Raw genomic sequence first — 14,658 nt, forward strand, 5'->3', positions numbered from 1 at the left:
GAACCACCATGGCGGACAACGGGATCTCGAGACGGCGGCTGCTCGGCACCGCCGGCGCCACCGGTCTCGCGCTCGGCGCGGCGGGCGGTGCGGCCGGGTATGCCGCAGCGCCCTCGGAAACCCCCGGCGAAACGGCGTCGCTGGCATCCCTTGGCGCGGACACGGTCATGTTTCACGGGAAACATCAGCCCGGCATCACCACGCCCGTCCAGTCCCGTGGCCACCTGGTCGCCTTCGACCTGACCGCGGGGGCGGGCCGCAAGGAAGCGGCTGCTCTGCTGCGCCGCTGGTCGGCGACGGCCGAGAGGTTGATGGCGGGCAAGGCGCCCTCGGGCGAGGACACGGATGTCGCCCGGGACGCCGGTCCGTCGTCGCTGACCGTCACCTTCGGCTTCGGGCACAGCTTCTTCGGGCGCACCGGCCTGGAGAAGCAGCGCCCGTCGGCGCTCGACCCGCTGCCTGATTTCTCCTCCGACCACCTCGACAAGGCGCGCAGCGACGGCGACCTGTGGGTGCAGATCGGCGCGAACGACCCGCTCGTCGCCTTCCACGCCCTGCGCGCACTCCAGAAGGAGGCGGGCGACGCGGCGCGGGTGCGCTGGCAGATGAACGGCTTCAACCGCTCGCCCGGCGCGACCGCGCAGCCGATGACCACCCGCAACCTGATGGGCCAGATCGACGGCACGAACAACCCGAAGCCGTCGGAGGACGACTTCGACCGGCGGATCTACGTGCCCGCCACGGGGGACCCTTCCTGGATGGCCGGCGGCTCGTACGTCGTCGTACGCCGCATCCGGATGCTCCTCGACGACTGGGAGAAGCTCGGCGTCAAGGACCAGGAGGCGGTCATCGGGCGCCACAAGGCGGACGGCTCGCCTCTGACCGGCGGCACGGAGACCACCGAGCCGAAGCTGGAGAAGGCGGGTGCGGACGGCAAGTACGTCATCGCCCTGAACGCCCATGCCCGCATCACCCGGCCCGACCAGAACGGCGGCTCGGCGATGCTGCGGCGCCCGTTCTCGTACCACGACGGCTTCGACAAGGGCGGGGAGCCGGACGCGGGCCTGCTCTTCGTGTGCTGGCAGGCCGACCCGCTCCGCGGCTTCGTGCCGGTGCAGCGCAAGCTCGACCGCGGGGACGCGCTGTCGGAGTTCATCCGGCACGAGGCGAGCGGGCTGTTCGCGGTACCGGGCGGGGCGGAGAAGGGCGAGTACGTGGGGCAGCGGCTGCTGGAGGGGTAGGACTGCGCGCCTTTCGTACGCGGGCGGGCGCCTTTCGTACGCGGGCGGGCGCCTTTCGTACGCGGGCGGGCGCCCGTGTCATACGCGGGTGCGGGCGCCGTGCGGGGCGGGCGCCGCTTCGTGAGACGCGTGAGCCGTGCCATGGGCGGGCCATTAGGGTGACGGTATGTCGGCGATGCGCTACACCTATCTCGGCCCCGAGGGCACCTTCACCGAGGCCGCCCTCCGTACGCTCCCGGAAGCGGCCACCAGGGAGCTCGTCCCGATGGTGTCCGTGCCGGCCGCGCTCGACGCGGTCCGGAGCGGTGACGCGGCTGCCGCGCTGGTGCCGATCGAGAACTCCGTCGAGGGCGGTGTCACGACCACCGTCGACGAGCTCGCCAAGGGCGCGCCCCTGATGATCTACCGCGAGGTCGTCCTGCCGATCGCCTTCGCTCTGCTCGTGCGGCCGGGCACGCAGCTCAAGGACATCAAGACGGTGACCGGGCACCCGGTGGCCCAGCCCCAGGTCCGCAACTGGCTCGCCGCGAACCTCCCGGACGCCTTGTGGGAGTCGGCGGCCTCGAACGCCGACGGCGCGCGCCTGGTCCAGGAGGGCCGCTTCGACGCCGCCTTCGCGGGCGAGTTCGCGGCGGCGACGTACGGTCTGGAACCGCTGGTCAGCGAGATCCACGACGCGGCGACCGCCGAGACCCGCTTCGTCCTCGTGGGCCGCCCGGCGCGCCCCGCGGCGCCGACCGGCGCGGACAAGACCTCGGTGGTCATCTGGCTCGGCGACGACCACCCCGGCGCCCTGCTCGAACTGCTCCAGGAGTTCGCCGTACGCGGCGTCAACCTGATGCGGATCGAATCCCGGCCCACCGGCCAGCGCATCGGCAACTACTGCTTCTCCGTGGACGCCGAGGGTCACATCACGGACCGCCGCGTGGGCGAGGCCCTGATGGGCCTCAAGCGGATCTGCCCGCAGGTGCGCTTCCTCGGGTCGTACCCGCGTGCGGGGGTGTCGCCCGCCGATCTGCGGCCGCTGCGACCGGGGACCACCGACGGCGAGTTCCTCGCGGCGTCGGACTGGCTGACCCAGTGCCAGGACGGCCGCTTCTGAGCCGACCGTCGGGTCGGGTGGGCGGTCTTACCTGCTGATTTACGTTGTCCACAAAGTTATCCACAGGGGCCGTTCTCGACCTGGGGACAAGTCGACAACGAAGCGTGACATGGTCGACAAATCGGCCTACAACCCACAAGTCCGTCCACAGTCGCGCACGTCACCCCTCGTCCACCCTTTTCCATTGATCAACTCTTTGGAGCGAACCATTTCCACTCGAAAGTGGGTGTGAGGGTGGTTTGGGACGGGAATCCTTCGTCGGGCATGCGGCTTTCGGAACGATCTCTTCCGGCATCCACAGATCTTTCGCACAGCCTGTGGATAACTTTTCCGTGGGAGGAATTCCTGTGGACAACGAGGCCCCAAGTCCCGTCCCGCACAAGGAGATCGAGTCAAGGGGGCGAGTCCCCTCTGCCCCTTTTCGGGGAATGGCACCCTTTTCATTGACCCTGGGCCCGGCGCCCGCGGGGCGGTTCGCGGAACGGTGTGCGACAGGAATTCACATTCCGGCAAATCGGTCATAACGCTACGCGGTGGAATATGGAGTCGAGAGCCCGAACCGCTCGACGGTAGCCTGGTGGGGTGATTGACCTTCGCCTGCTCCGTGAAGACCCCGACCGTGTTCGCGCCTCCCAGCGCGCCCGTGGAGAGGACGTCGCGCTTGTCGACGCCCTGCTCTCCGCCGACGAGCGGCGCAGGTCGTCCGGGCTCCGCTTCGACGAGCTCCGTTCCGAGCAGAAGGCGCTCGGCAAGCTCATCCCCAAGGCCTCGGGTGACGAGAAGGCCGAACTCCTGAAGAAGGCCGGCGAGCTCTCCGCCGCCGTCAAGGCTGCCAATGCCGCCCAGGACGAGGCCGACGAGGAGACCAAGCGCCTGCTGGGCCAGCTGGGCAACCTGGTCCACCCGGACGTCCCGGTCGGCGGCGAGGAGGACTTCGTCGTCCTCGACACGATCGGCACCCCGCGTGACTTCGCGGCCGAGGGCTTCACGCCCAAGGACCACCTGGAGCTCGGCGAGGCGCTCGGCGCCATCGACGTCGAACGTGGCGCGAAGGTCTCCGGCTCGCGCTTCTACTACCTGACCGGTGTCGGCGCCCTGCTCGAACTGGCCCTGGTGAACGCGGCGATCGCGCAGGCGACGGAAGCCGGGTTCATCCCGATGCTGACGCCCGCCCTGGTCCGCCCGCGCGCCATGGAGGGCACGGGCTTCCTCGGCCAGGCCGCCGAGAACGTCTACCACCTGGAGAAGGACGACTACTACCTGGTCGGCACCTCCGAGGTCGCGCTCGCCGGTTACCACATGGACGAGATCATCGACGCCGACAAGCTGCCCCTGCGGTACGCGGGCTTCTCGCCCTGCTTCCGCCGTGAGGCCGGCACGTACGGCAAGGACACCCGCGGCATCTTCCGCGTGCACCAGTTCGACAAGGTCGAGATGTTCTCGTACGTCGACCCGGCGGACGCGGAGAACGAGCACCAGCGGCTCCTGGAGTGGGAGAAGCAGTGGCTGACGGGTCTTGGCCTGCCTTTCCAGGTCATCGACGTGGCCACGGGTGACCTGGGCGCCTCGGCCTCGCGCAAGTTCGACTGCGAGGCGTGGATCCCGACGCAGGGCAAGTACCGCGAGCTGACCTCCGCGTCGAACTGCGACGGATTCCAGGCCCGCCGCCTGTCGATCCGGATGCGCGACGAGAGCGACGGCAAGAAGGTGACGCAGCCGCTCGCGACGCTGAACGGCACGCTCTGCGCCGTCCCGCGCACGATCGTCGCCCTTCTGGAGAACCACCAGCAGGCCGACGGCTCCGTGTGGGTGCCCGAGGTACTGCGGCCGTACCTGGGGGGACGAGAGATCCTGGAGCCCATCAACAAGTGAGCCATCCTGCTCCCGCCACGCCGTCCTTCCCGTACAAGCTCGTCGCGACCGACCTCGACGGAACGCTCCTGCGCTCCGACGACACGGTCTCGGCGCGTACGCGCGACGCGCTCATCGCGGCCACCGCGGCGGGCGCCGCGCACATCATCGTCACCGGCCGTGCCGTGCCCTGGACCCGGCACATCCTCGACGACCTGGGCTATGACGGCCTGGCGGTGTGCGGGCAGGGCGCGCAGGTCTACCACGCGGGCGAGCACCGGCTACTCACGTCGGTCACGCTCGACCGCCAGCTCGCCGGTATCGCCCTCGCCAAGATAGAGGCGGAGATCGGTCCGCTGGCGCTGGCCGCGAGCCGTGACGGCCTCGACGGCGAAGTGATCGTCGGTCCTGGGTACGCGGTGCAGGACGGCCCCCTGCCCGCCGTCCCGTTCACGGACGTCGCCGAGCTGTGGGCTGCTCCGCTGAACAAGGTGTACGTCCAGCACCCGGGCCTGAGCGACGACGAGCTGGCCTCGGTGGCGCGTCAGGTGGCGGGTGGCCTGGTCGGCGTGACGATGGCCGGCGAAGGCATCGTCGAACTCCTTCCCCTCGGCCTCTCCAAGGCGACGGGCCTGTCCCTCGCGGCACGCCGCCTCGGCGCGAAGGCAGCGGACACGATCGCTTTCGGGGACATGCCCAACGACATACCGATGTTCGGCTGGGCGGCCCATGGCGTGGCCATGGCCAACGCCCATGAGGAGCTCAAGACGGTTGCCGACGAGGTGACGACGTCGAACGAGGACGACGGCATCGCGGCGGTGCTGGAGAGGCTTCTCGGCCAGTAGTTCCGAGCACCACGCAGTGAGCCGGGCACCGCATGCGGTGCCCGGCTCACTGCGTGGTCGGGTGGGCGGCCCGCGCAGCGAAGTGCGCGCTCGAAGCGGCCGCCCCGGGCAGTTCCCCCGTGGGCGGGGCTCAACGGAGTGAGTGACTACTCCGAAGCCTGCCGCGGGCTGCCCTGCCGGGAACTCGACGGACTCGTGAGCGACACGTCGGCTCCTCTCCCGGTCTGCGGGCGCCAGGGTCGTGGCGCGGTGACACCTCTACTGTGCCCGCGCCCCGATGCGCCCGCCACCGAATAAATCACTCCTCCCCGGCCAGCGTCAGCGACCGCAGTTTCTGTCCGGCGTACCAGGTGGCGAGGACCGCGACGCCGACAAGGAGCACCGTGGCGACCGGCAGTCCGACGTCCGAGGTGACCAGGTCGCCGCCCGCCGTCTTCTGGGCGACGGCGAGCGACCACTGCTGGACGCTGAGCGTGCGCGCGCCGGGGACCAGCGACCCGAAGAGGGTCTCCCACACGAGGGCGTAGACCAGCCCGAAGACGACCGCGTGCCGGGTGATGGTGCCCAGGAGCAGGAAGAGTGCCGCGTACGCGATGGAGGCGACCAAGGCGGCGATCGTGTACGCCACGGCGATCTGCTGGCCGTTGCCGTTCAGGATCATGCCCGCGATGAACGTCGGGACCGCGGAGAAGGCCATGGTGACGGCGATGGCGATGGTGAGCTTGGTGATGATGATCGTGGGCCGCTTGACCGGCTTGGAGAGGAGATAGACGACCGAGCCGTCGTCGATCTCCGGGCCGATGGCTCCGGTGCCCGCGATGACGCCGATGATCGGCACCATCGTGGCGAGCGCGAAGCCGCCGAGGAGGTCGGAGGCGACCTGGTCGTCGGCGCCGTTGAATCCGCGGACCGCGGCGGCGATGACGACCAGCAGGACGGGCAGGGCCAGGAGGATCAGTGCCCGGCGGCGGCCGAGCAGGGCCCGGTAGGTGAGCCGGGCGACAGTGGGGTCGTACACGATGGCTCCCTTCAGGCCGCGACGAGGTAGGAGAAGACCGACTCGAGGGACTCGTCCGAGGGCGAGACCGTGAGGAGCCGGATGTCGTGATCGCGGGCGATGCGTGGCAACAGGGCGGTGAAGCGCCCGAAGTCGATGGCTTGGATGCGCAGGGCGCCTTCCTTGAGGTCGACTTCGATTCCCGCCGTCGACGGGTCCGCGATCAGGGCGGCGGCCAGGGCGCGGTCGTCGCTGGAACGCACGAGGTAGCGGTGGGGGCGGTCGGTCATCAGGCGCCGGATCTTGCGGAAGTCACCGCTCGCCGCGTGGCGGCCGGCCACGATCACCTCGATGTGCGAGGCCAGTTGCTCGACCTCTTCGAGGATGTGCGAGGAGAACAGGACCGTGCGGCCCTCGTCCCCCATGCGCCGAAGGAGGTCCATCAGCTGCATGCGCTGGCGGGGGTCCATGCCGTTGAACGGCTCGTCGAGCAGGAGCACGGATGGTTCGTGGACGAGGGCGGACGCCATCTTCACGCGCTGGCGCATGCCCTTGCTGTACGTCGAGATCTTGCGGTCCTGCGCGTACTCCATCTCGACCGTGGCGAGGGCCTTGTGCGCGGCTCGCTTGTCGAGGCCGTGCAACTCGGCGTTGGCGACGACGAATTCGCGTCCGGTGAGGAAGTCGTACATCCCTTCGCGCTCGGGGACGATGCCGATGTCCTTGTAGATCTGTTCGTTGCGCCAGATCGGCTTGGCGTCGAGGGTGACGCTGCCGGTGGAGGGGGCGAGGAATCCGCCCATCATGTTGATGAGGGTGGACTTTCCCGCGCCGTTCGGACCGAGGAGGCCGGTGACGCCCGGGCCGACGTTCATCGTGATGTCGTTGACCGCCACCACGTTGCCGAACCAGCGGCTGGTGTGGTCGATGTTGATCGTGCTCACAGCCCGACCTTTCGGTAGCGGCGCAGCAGTGCGCCGTAGCAGCCCGCGATGAGGGCGAGGACGACGATCACGTAGACCGCTCCCGTGCCGGACGACGGGCCTTCCCCTCCGGGGAAGGCGGAGGTCGCGCCGAGGAAGGCGGACTGTACGCCGTCGATGAGCGTGATCGGCGAGAAGAGGCCGAGCCAGGACAGGGCATCGGTGCTGCCCTGTTCGTGGGCGATGGCCTGGACCGTGGACACCGCTCCGTAGCTGATGGTCAGTACGGCGATGACGGCGGCGATCCCGAAGCCACGGCGGGGTGTGACGGCCGAGACGACGAGGGCGATGCCGGAGAAGAGGAGCGAGAGGAGTGCCACGGAGACGAGCCCCTGGCCGAAGCCCTTGGTCTGGTCGGCGAAGTCGAGCTTGGCGAGCAGCGCCCCCACGTAGAGGACGAGCAGCGGTGCGGCCGTGAGGATGAAGAGGGCCGATGCCATCGCCGCGAACTTGGCGCGTACGTAGTCGCTGTGCTCGATGGGGCGGGAGAAGTAGAGGGGGACGGTCTTGAAGCGCAGGTCACGGGAGACCGTCTGGGGGGCCTGGGCCGCGAGGTAGAGACTGATGACGGCTTGCAGCAGGATCGCGTACCGGGTGTATTCGACGGGGAGTTCGTTCGCCTTGGTGGTGACGGCGACCGCCACCATGATCGCGGCGGGGACGCACATCACCGCGAAGAGGATCATGGGGAGCACCTTGGACTTGGCCGAGCGGCCGAGTCCGTACGCCCCGCGCAGGCTCTGTGAGAAGAGCGAGCGGCGGGCGTAGGCGCGGCCCAGGCGCGGGCCGTCGTACTTGCGATAGCCGATGTTGTGGATCTGGGTCTGTTCACCGGCGTGTGCCGGGGGCTGCTCAACCGCCATGGCGGACCGCCTCCTTCCGCGCATCCGTCTGCTCGGGTTGCTCGGTTTGTTCGGACTGGAAGACCTCGGCGATGTGGTGCCTGCGCTGTTCCATCCGGACCAGGCCGAGGCCGAGGTCCGCGACGAGGTCGCGGATCAGGTCGTACGTCTCCTCGCCGGTCGCTTCGAGCAGCACGGTGTGCCCGGCACCGGGCAGGCCGCTTCCCTCGTCAGTGGCGACGCCCCGGCCCTGCAGTGCGTCGCGGAACACCTTGGTGCCGTCGGGGTGTTCGTCGGTGTCCGTCACCTCGACGGCCAGCGTCGTGGTGGTCTGGGTGAAGTCGGTGGTGGAGCTGGACCGCAGGAGCTTGCCGCCGTCGATGACGACGACGTGGTCGCAGGTGCGCTCCAGCTCGCCGAGCAGGTGCGAGGTGACCAGGACGGAGATGCCGAAGTCCGTGTGGACGCGGCGGATGAGGTCGAGCATCTCGTCGCGGCCCACAGGGTCGAGGCCGTTGGTCGGTTCGTCCAGGAAGACCAGGTCGGGGTCGTGGACGAGGGCCTGCGCGAGCTTCACGCGCTGTTTCATGCCCGTCGAGTAGCCACCGATGGGGCGGTAGCGCTCCTCGTACAGACCGACGTGCCGCAGCGTGTCCGCGGTGCGCTCGCGGGCCGCCGTGGGAGGCAGTCCCGACATGCGCGCCATATGGACGACGAACTCGGTGGCCGACACGTCCGGCGGCAGGCAGTCGTGCTCGGGCATATAGCCGACGCGTTCACGGATCTGGCCGCCGCTGGTGGCGACGTCGAGGCCGAGCACGGCCGCGGTGCCCTCCGTGGCGGGGGACAGACCCAGCAGGATCTTGATCAGTGTGGACTTGCCGGCTCCATTGGCTCCGACGAGTCCGGTCACACCGGGCCCGATATCCATGGAGAGCCGGTCAAGCGCGGTCACCCTCGGGAACCGCTTGCTCAGGCTTTCGGTCGCGATCACAGTCACGATTCGAAGGTAGTGGCGCAGGCCACATCAGGCGTCAGACCAGGGTCTTGTCCTCGCCTCACTCTCGGGTATTACGGGCCCGTAAGGGTCCGCCTGCGGTCGACCCCTGGGGGACATCCCGCAGCCGACCCTGGAGTCGGACCCGGCTGGTGCACAGCTATTGACGTAGCCGCCGAGCATTGTCACATTCATCAGTGTCAAGTTACGGACGCGTACTGCGATGGACCGGACACGGACGGACGGTGGCATGACCTCAGCAGTGGCAGGTGAACTCTCCGCGGAGCTGCGGGGGTTCAGGGAAGTGCAGACCCTCGCGTATGAATGCGCGGAGGCGGTCGCGGCACAGCTCAGACCGGGGGTGACCGAGCGCGAGGCGGCTCGGATGCAGCGTGACTGGCTGCGTGAGCGGGGTGTGCGGGACTGGTTCCACCTGCCCTTCGCCTGGTTCGGGGACCGCACGGCGTTCGTGAACTTCCGGATACCGCTGCAGTTCTTCCCCACCAACCGCCGCCTCGAGCCGGGGATGCCCTTCATCCTCGACATGGCCCCGGTCTACAAGGGATATACGGCGGACATCGGCTACTCGGGCTGCCTCGGACTCAATCCCGTGCACGACAAGCTGCTCGCCGACCTGGAAGCGCACCGCGAGCTGCTCCTGCGCGAGGTGCGCGAGCGCCGCCCGCTGCGCGAGATCTATGAGGACGTGGACCGGCTCATGGTGCGCCAGGGCTATGCCAACCGTCATCGCGCGTATCCCTTCGGCGTCATCGCGCACAAGGTCGACCGGGTCAAGGAGCGCCGGCTGTCGCCGACCGTCTTCGGCTTCGGCACCCAGTCCCTGAAGGGCCTTGCGAGCGATGCGATCCACGGTCACCGGGACGGCTGGTCGCCGCTCTGGTCGCCGTACAAATTCTCCGACCACCCGCCCCAGCAGGGGCTCTGGGCGGTCGAACCGCACCTCGGATTCAGGGGTACGGGCGCGAAGTTCGAGGAGATCCTGGTCGTCACCGACTCCAAGGACCCCGAGCAGAGCGCGTTCTGGCTGGACGACGATCTGCCGCATGTGCGGCGCTGGGCTGAGGAGAGGGCCGCCGCATGACCACGGGAGGAATCACCAAGGGGATCAAGGGCGCCCGCGAGCGCTGGGTGCGCACGGGCGGGGTGGAGCTGTGCGTCGCCGAGCTCGGGGATCCGACGCAGCCCACGGTGCTGCTCGTGCACGGCTATCCGGACTCCAAGGAGGTGTGGTCGGAGGTGGCCGAGCGCCTCGCCGACCGCTTCCACGTCGTGCTGTACGACGTGCGGGGCCACGGCAGGTCGACGGCTCCGCAGCCGCTGCGCGGCGGATTCACGCTGGAGAAGCTGACCGACGACTTCGTGGCCGTCGCCGACGCGGTGAGCCCGGACAAGCCGGTCCATCTGGTCGGCCACGACTGGGGTTCGGTACAGGCCTGGGAGTTCGTCACAGTCAAGCGCACCGAGGGGCGCATCGCGTCCTTCACCTCGATGTCGGGGCCCTCGCTCGACCACTTCGGGCACTGGATCAAGAAGCGGATGACCCGGCCCACACCGCGCAAGGTCGGCCAGCTCCTCGGCCAAGGCGCCAAGTCCTGGTACGTGTACATGCTGCACACTCCGGTGCTCCCCGAGCTCGCCTGGCGCGGGCCGCTCGGCAAGCAGTGGCCGAAGATCCTCCAGCGCATGGAGAAGGTGCCTGCCGGCGACTACCCGACGTCGTCGCTGCCGTCGGACGCCGCGCACGGAGCATGGCTCTACCGCGACAACGTCCGCGCCCGGATGCGCAGGCCCCGCGCCGATGCGTACGCGCACGCCCCCGTCCAGCTCATCACGCCGTCCGGTGACATCTTCCTGTCGGAGCGGCTCTACGACGAGCTGGAGCTGTGGGCCCCGGAGCTGGTGCGCCGCAGCATCCCGGCCAAACACTGGGTGCCCCGCACGCGCCCCGACCAACTGGCCGCCTGGATCACCGACTTCGTGACGTCGAACGAGGACGGCGTGCCCGCGAAGGACAGTGTGGCCACGGGCAAGCACGCCGACCGCTTCGGCGGCCAGCTGGTCCTGGTCACAGGGGCGGGCAGCGGCATCGGGCGAGCCACCGCCTTCGCGTTCGCCGAGGCGGGCGCACGCGTCGTGGCGGTCGACCGGGACGCGGAGAGCGCGACCCGTACGGCGGAGATGTCGCGTCTGATCGGCGCCCCCGAGGCCTGGGGCGAGACCGTCGACGTCGCCGACGAGCAGGCCATGGAGAAGCTCGCCGAGAAGGTCGCCAGGGAGTACGGCATCGTCGACGTCCTGGTGAACAACGCAGGGATCGGGCTCTCCGGCTCGTTCCTCGACACGAGCGCCGAGGACTGGAAGAAGGTCCTCGACGTCAATCTGTGGGGCGTGATCCACGGCTGCCGGCTCTTCGGCAAGCAGATGGCCGAGCGCGGCCAGGGCGGCCACATCGTCAACACCGCGTCCGCCGCGGCCTATCAGCCGTCCAAGGCCCTGCCCGCCTACAGCACCTCCAAGGCCGCGGTCCTGATGCTCAGCGAGTGCCTGCGCGCGGAGCTGGCGGGCCAGGGCATCGGGGTCTCCGCGATATGCCCGGGCTTCGTGAACACGAACATCACGGCGACCACGCACTTCGCCGGTGTCGACGCGGAGGAGGAGAAGCGCCGCCAGAAGAAGACATCGCGCCTGTACGGCCTGCGGAACTACCCGCCGGAGAAGGTCGCGGACGCGATCCTGCGGGCCGTCGTCAAGAACCAGGCCGTGGTCCCCGTGACCCCGGAGGCCCGTGGCGCCCACCTCATGTCCCGCTTCACGCCCAAGGCCCTGCGCGCGATAGCCCGATTGGAGCCGCCGCTGTGAGCACGGCGAAGAGCACCGGCACGAACACCGAGGAGCACTACACGATCGTTCCGCGCCGGGTCTCGTTCGACTGGGAGCGGACCCCGCTGCACTGGATACCGGACGAGCCCACCGCCACCCACGTGATCAACGTGCTGCATCTGCTTCTCCCCGCGGGGGAGCGGTGGTTCGTGAAGGTCTTCAAGGAAGGCCTGCCCCTGGTCACCGATCCGGTGCTGCTGAAGGACGTCAAGGGGTTCATGGGCCAGGAAGCCACGCACAGCGTGCAGCACGCGCATGTGCTCGACCATCTGGCGGCGCAGCGGCTCGACACCGCCGCGTTCACCAAGTACGTCGACTTCCTCTTCGAGAAACTCCTCGGCGAGGCACCGCCGTTGGGCGCTCCGATACCGACGCAGGAGTGGCTGCGGTTCCGCCTCGCGGTCGTCGCGGCGATCGAGCAGTTCACGGCGGTCCTGGGGAACTGGGTGCTGCACGCCGAGGGCCTGGACCGCGCGGGCGCCGACGAGGTCATGCTCGACCTGCTGCGCTGGCACGGCGCGGAGGAGGTGGAGCACCGCTCGGTCGCCTTCGACATGTATCAGCACTGCGGCGGCGAAGGTCTGGCCCGCTATGCCCGCCGTATCGCGGGCATGACGGTCACGGCGCCCGTGATGCTGTACCTGTGGATCTGGGGCACCGCCTATCTGATGCGCCGGGACCCCCAGCTCGCGGGGCGCATCCGCTACTCCCTGGCCGGGCACAACAAGGCCGTCAGGAAGGGGCTGCTGCCCACCTGGCGGGAGATCGGCACGGCCATACCCCGCTACCTGCGGCGGTCGTACCATCCCTCGCAGGAAGGCTCGCTGCGCAAGGCCGTCGAGTATCTGACGGAGTCACCCGCGGCACGGGCAGCGGCCGCTGCGGTCGGCCGAGCGGCCATCGCCTAGCACGAGGGTTTACGGAGGCGGGGAGCGTGGACGAGCAGACGGACGCCGGGCGGGGACACGTGGATCAGGGCGCCGGGCAGGGACTCGTGGATCAGGGCGCCGGGCAGGGACTCGTGGATCAGGGCGCCGGGCGAGGACTCGTGGATCACGGCCGCGGGCAGGGACTCGTGGATCATGGCGGCGGGCACAGGCCGGCGGAGTACCGCATCGAGGACCTGGCGCACCACAGCGGCGCCACGGTTCGCACGATCCGCGCCTATCAGGACCGCGGCCTGCTCCCCCGGCCCGAGCGTCGCGGCCGGGCCAATGTGTACGGCGACACGCACCTGGCCCGGTTGAGGCAGATCGCCGACCTGCTCGACAGGGGGTACACCCTGGCCTCCATCAAGGAGCTGCTCGAGGCCTGGGACGCGGGCCGGGGGCTCGGCGGTGTCCTGGGCCTCGCCGCCGAGGTCGGCGGTCCGTGGACGGACGAGAAGGCCGACCGGATGACCCGGGCGGAGCTGGACGCGGCGTTCGGCGGAGAGCCGGACGAGGCCGCGGTGGCCGATGCCATCGCCCTCGGCGTGCTTGAGCCCATGCCCGGACGGGACGACGAATTCCTGGTGCCGAGCCCCCAAGAGCTGGCGGTGGCCGTGGAGTTGCATGCAGCCGGCGTACCGTTGTCCGCGATCTCGGGACATTTGCGGGAGTTGAGGGGGCAGGTCGAGCACATAGCCGCCCGTTTCCTGGAGTTCACCACCGAGCATGTATTCGCGCGCTATCTCGGGCAGCACCCGCCGAGCGAGGCGGATGCCGCGGAGGCGGCCGCTCTCGTCCGGCGTCTGAGGCCGCTGGCCCAGCAATCGGTCGACGCCGAACTGGCTCGTGCCATGCGCCTGTTCGCCACGCGTCACCTCCAGCACCACCTCGCCTCGAGGCAACCGGCCCAACGTACGAATGAGCCGCTCCCGATAGCGCTGCCCGCGGCAACAATGCAGGCCGTGGAGGCGCTGGTTGGCCGGGAGAACGCCGCGGCCTTCGTGGCTGCGGCCGCTGAACGCGAGGTCCAGGCCAGGACATTGGACGCACTTGCGACAAATCCGGCCAAGCAGATGCCCGTTGATCAAAAGGCGTAAAACGCCCACGCGTTGTCCACAGATTCGCCAATTCCCCTGTGGATAACTGGACTTGGCTGTGGATCAAACCTGTGGACGAAAAGTGGCGGATGAAAAGTCGGTGGACGAAAAACAAGTGCGAGGAGAACGGTACGGCGCGAGGCTGAACAGATGAATCGCGAGGCTGAACGGATGAATAGAGAAGCCCCCTCCGCCGACGCGGCGGACGAGCGGCGCACCGTGAAGGTGTCGAAATACCTTTCCAAGCACCTGCGCCATCAGCCGGAGAGGATCGGTCTCACGCTCGACGAGAACGGCTGGGCGGAGATCGACGACCTTGTCGCGGCAGCAGCGGCCCACGGTTTCCGCTTCACCCGAGCCGAGCTCGAGCACGTGGTGGCCGTGAACGACAAACAGCGCTTCGCCGTGGAGGGCGACCGGATCCGCGCCAGCCAGGGTCACTCCGTCGACGTCGACCTGAACCTGCCTCCGGCGACTCCGCCCGCTTATCTCTTCCACGGCACGGTGGTCCACAACATCGCCGCGATCCGCGCCGAGGGCCTGCGGCCCATGAACCGCCACGCCGTGCACCTGTCGCCCGACCGGGAGACCGCCACCCGCGTCGGCGCCCGTCGCGGACGGCCCGTCGTTCTCTCCGTCGACACGGGTGCGATGCACCGCGACGGGCACGTCTTCCAGGTCAGCGCCAACGGCGTCTGGCTCACCGCCGCCGTGCCCCCCGGCTATCTCCGCTTCCCTGCCGCGCACTGACCCGCCCGGACACCGACCCGCCCGGACGCCGACCCCACCAGTCGCCGACCCGACCCGACAACCACCCCACCGGATGCCGTCCCACCGGATAGCGTCCCAGCCGGGCGAGCTGCAAGGACGCGG

14 protein-coding genes are annotated in these 14,658 nt (G+C 69.3%); 9 read left to right on the top strand and 5 right to left on the bottom strand.

Going from position 1 to position 14,658, the window contains the following annotated elements:
• The first annotated feature begins 8 nt into the window (after window positions 1–8).
• From efeB to ACWD02_RS37275, 4 genes are all read left to right on the top strand, one after another.
• Window positions 9–1,241: an iron uptake transporter deferrochelatase/peroxidase subunit gene (efeB, locus tag ACWD02_RS37260; protein ID WP_451219532.1), complete on the top strand. Its 1,233-nt coding sequence runs from the start codon at window positions 9–11 to the stop codon at window positions 1,239–1,241.
• A 166-nt stretch (window positions 1,242–1,407) separates the two neighbouring features.
• Window positions 1,408–2,343 (top strand): prephenate dehydratase, encoded by a 936-nt coding sequence (gene pheA / locus ACWD02_RS37265; RefSeq protein ID WP_451219535.1) that lies wholly within the window; start codon window positions 1,408–1,410, stop codon window positions 2,341–2,343.
• A gap of 582 nt (window positions 2,344–2,925) precedes the next feature.
• The gene (gene serS, locus ACWD02_RS37270; protein ID WP_451219538.1) at window positions 2,926–4,215 is read left to right on the top strand and encodes a serine--tRNA ligase; all 1,290 of its coding nucleotides are present in this window, start codon (window positions 2,926–2,928) and stop codon (window positions 4,213–4,215) included.
• Complete coding sequence (locus ACWD02_RS37275) at window positions 4,212–5,039, top strand: HAD family hydrolase (RefSeq protein ID WP_451219541.1); 828 nt, start codon at window positions 4,212–4,214, stop codon at window positions 5,037–5,039. The genes serS and ACWD02_RS37275 overlap by 4 nt, the downstream gene beginning before the upstream one ends.
• A 298-nt stretch (window positions 5,040–5,337) precedes the next feature.
• On the opposite strand, the gene ACWD02_RS37280 is transcribed toward ACWD02_RS37275, so the two are convergent.
• The 4 genes from ACWD02_RS37280 to ACWD02_RS37295 are packed head-to-tail and all read right to left on the bottom strand — an operon-like array spanning window position 5,338 to window position 8,855.
• On the bottom strand, window positions 5,338–6,057 hold the full coding sequence (locus ACWD02_RS37280) for an ABC transporter permease subunit (RefSeq protein ID WP_451219544.1): 720 nt from the start codon (window positions 6,055–6,057) through the stop codon (window positions 5,338–5,340).
• Between the two features lie 11 nt (window positions 6,058–6,068).
• The gene (locus ACWD02_RS37285; protein WP_363210273.1) at window positions 6,069–6,980 is read right to left on the bottom strand and encodes an ABC transporter ATP-binding protein; all 912 of its coding nucleotides are present in this window, start codon (window positions 6,978–6,980) and stop codon (window positions 6,069–6,071) included.
• Window positions 6,977–7,882, bottom strand: a complete 906-nt coding sequence (locus ACWD02_RS37290; protein WP_451219547.1) for an ABC transporter permease subunit — start codon at window positions 7,880–7,882, stop codon at window positions 6,977–6,979. The genes ACWD02_RS37285 and ACWD02_RS37290 overlap by 4 nt, the downstream gene beginning before the upstream one ends.
• On the bottom strand, window positions 7,872–8,855 hold the full coding sequence (locus ACWD02_RS37295) for an ABC transporter ATP-binding protein (RefSeq protein ID WP_451219657.1): 984 nt from the start codon (window positions 8,853–8,855) through the stop codon (window positions 7,872–7,874). The genes ACWD02_RS37290 and ACWD02_RS37295 overlap by 11 nt, the downstream gene beginning before the upstream one ends.
• Before the next feature lie 253 nt (window positions 8,856–9,108).
• On the opposite strand from ACWD02_RS37295, the gene ACWD02_RS37300 reads away from it, so the two are divergent.
• From ACWD02_RS37300 to ACWD02_RS37310, 3 genes are read left to right on the top strand one after another with little or no spacing between them, the layout of a single operon-like run.
• Window positions 9,109–9,960: a M24 family metallopeptidase gene (locus ACWD02_RS37300; protein ID WP_451219550.1), complete on the top strand. Its 852-nt coding sequence runs from the start codon at window positions 9,109–9,111 to the stop codon at window positions 9,958–9,960.
• Window positions 9,957–11,738 (top strand): SDR family oxidoreductase, encoded by a 1,782-nt coding sequence (locus ACWD02_RS37305; protein WP_451219560.1) that lies wholly within the window; start codon window positions 9,957–9,959, stop codon window positions 11,736–11,738. Before ACWD02_RS37300 ends, ACWD02_RS37305 begins: the two co-directional genes overlap by 4 nt.
• Window positions 11,735–12,667, top strand: coding sequence for a metal-dependent hydrolase (locus ACWD02_RS37310; RefSeq protein ID WP_451219562.1), 933 nt, complete (start codon window positions 11,735–11,737; stop codon window positions 12,665–12,667). Before ACWD02_RS37305 ends, ACWD02_RS37310 begins: the two co-directional genes overlap by 4 nt.
• Here ACWD02_RS37310 and ACWD02_RS37315 read toward each other — a convergent pair.
• Window positions 12,664–12,843 carry a hypothetical protein gene (locus ACWD02_RS37315; RefSeq protein ID WP_451219565.1) on the bottom strand — a complete coding sequence of 60 codons (180 nt, stop codon included), beginning with the start codon at window positions 12,841–12,843 and terminating at the stop codon, window positions 12,664–12,666. The genes ACWD02_RS37310 and ACWD02_RS37315 overlap by 4 nt on opposite strands.
• On the opposite strand from ACWD02_RS37315, the gene ACWD02_RS37320 reads away from it, so the two are divergent.
• Together ACWD02_RS37320 and ACWD02_RS37325 are read left to right on the top strand one after the other, a co-directional pair.
• Window positions 12,835–13,785, top strand: coding sequence for a MerR family transcriptional regulator (locus ACWD02_RS37320; protein ID WP_451219568.1), 951 nt, complete (start codon window positions 12,835–12,837; stop codon window positions 13,783–13,785). The genes ACWD02_RS37315 and ACWD02_RS37320 overlap by 9 nt on opposite strands.
• A gap of 171 nt (window positions 13,786–13,956) precedes the next feature.
• On the top strand, window positions 13,957–14,535 hold the full coding sequence (locus ACWD02_RS37325) for an RNA 2'-phosphotransferase (protein ID WP_451219570.1): 579 nt from the start codon (window positions 13,957–13,959) through the stop codon (window positions 14,533–14,535).
• Window positions 14,536–14,658 lie beyond the last annotated feature (123 nt).

The organism is Streptomyces sp. NPDC002853 (assembly GCF_053591915.1).

Bases quoted from the DNA above. Each gene is read 5' to 3' on its own strand.
- ACWD02_RS37315 (WP_451219565.1), bottom strand. From the start codon at position 12,843: ATGATCCACGAGTCCCTGCCCGCGGCCGTGATCCACGAGTCCTCGCCC.
- ACWD02_RS37305 (WP_451219560.1), top strand. From the start codon at position 9,957: ATGACCACGGGAGGAATCACCAAGGGGATCAAGGGCGCCCGCGAGCGC.
- ACWD02_RS37300 (WP_451219550.1), top strand. From the start codon at position 9,109: ATGACCTCAGCAGTGGCAGGTGAACTCTCCGCGGAGCTGCGGGGGTTC.
- ACWD02_RS37290 (WP_451219547.1), bottom strand. From the start codon at position 7,882: ATGGCGGTTGAGCAGCCCCCGGCACACGCCGGTGAACAGACCCAGATC.
- efeB (WP_451219532.1), top strand. From the start codon at position 9: ATGGCGGACAACGGGATCTCGAGACGGCGGCTGCTCGGCACCGCCGGC.
- ACWD02_RS37325 (WP_451219570.1), top strand. From the start codon at position 13,957: ATGAATAGAGAAGCCCCCTCCGCCGACGCGGCGGACGAGCGGCGCACC.
- pheA (WP_451219535.1), top strand. From the start codon at position 1,408: ATGTCGGCGATGCGCTACACCTATCTCGGCCCCGAGGGCACCTTCACC.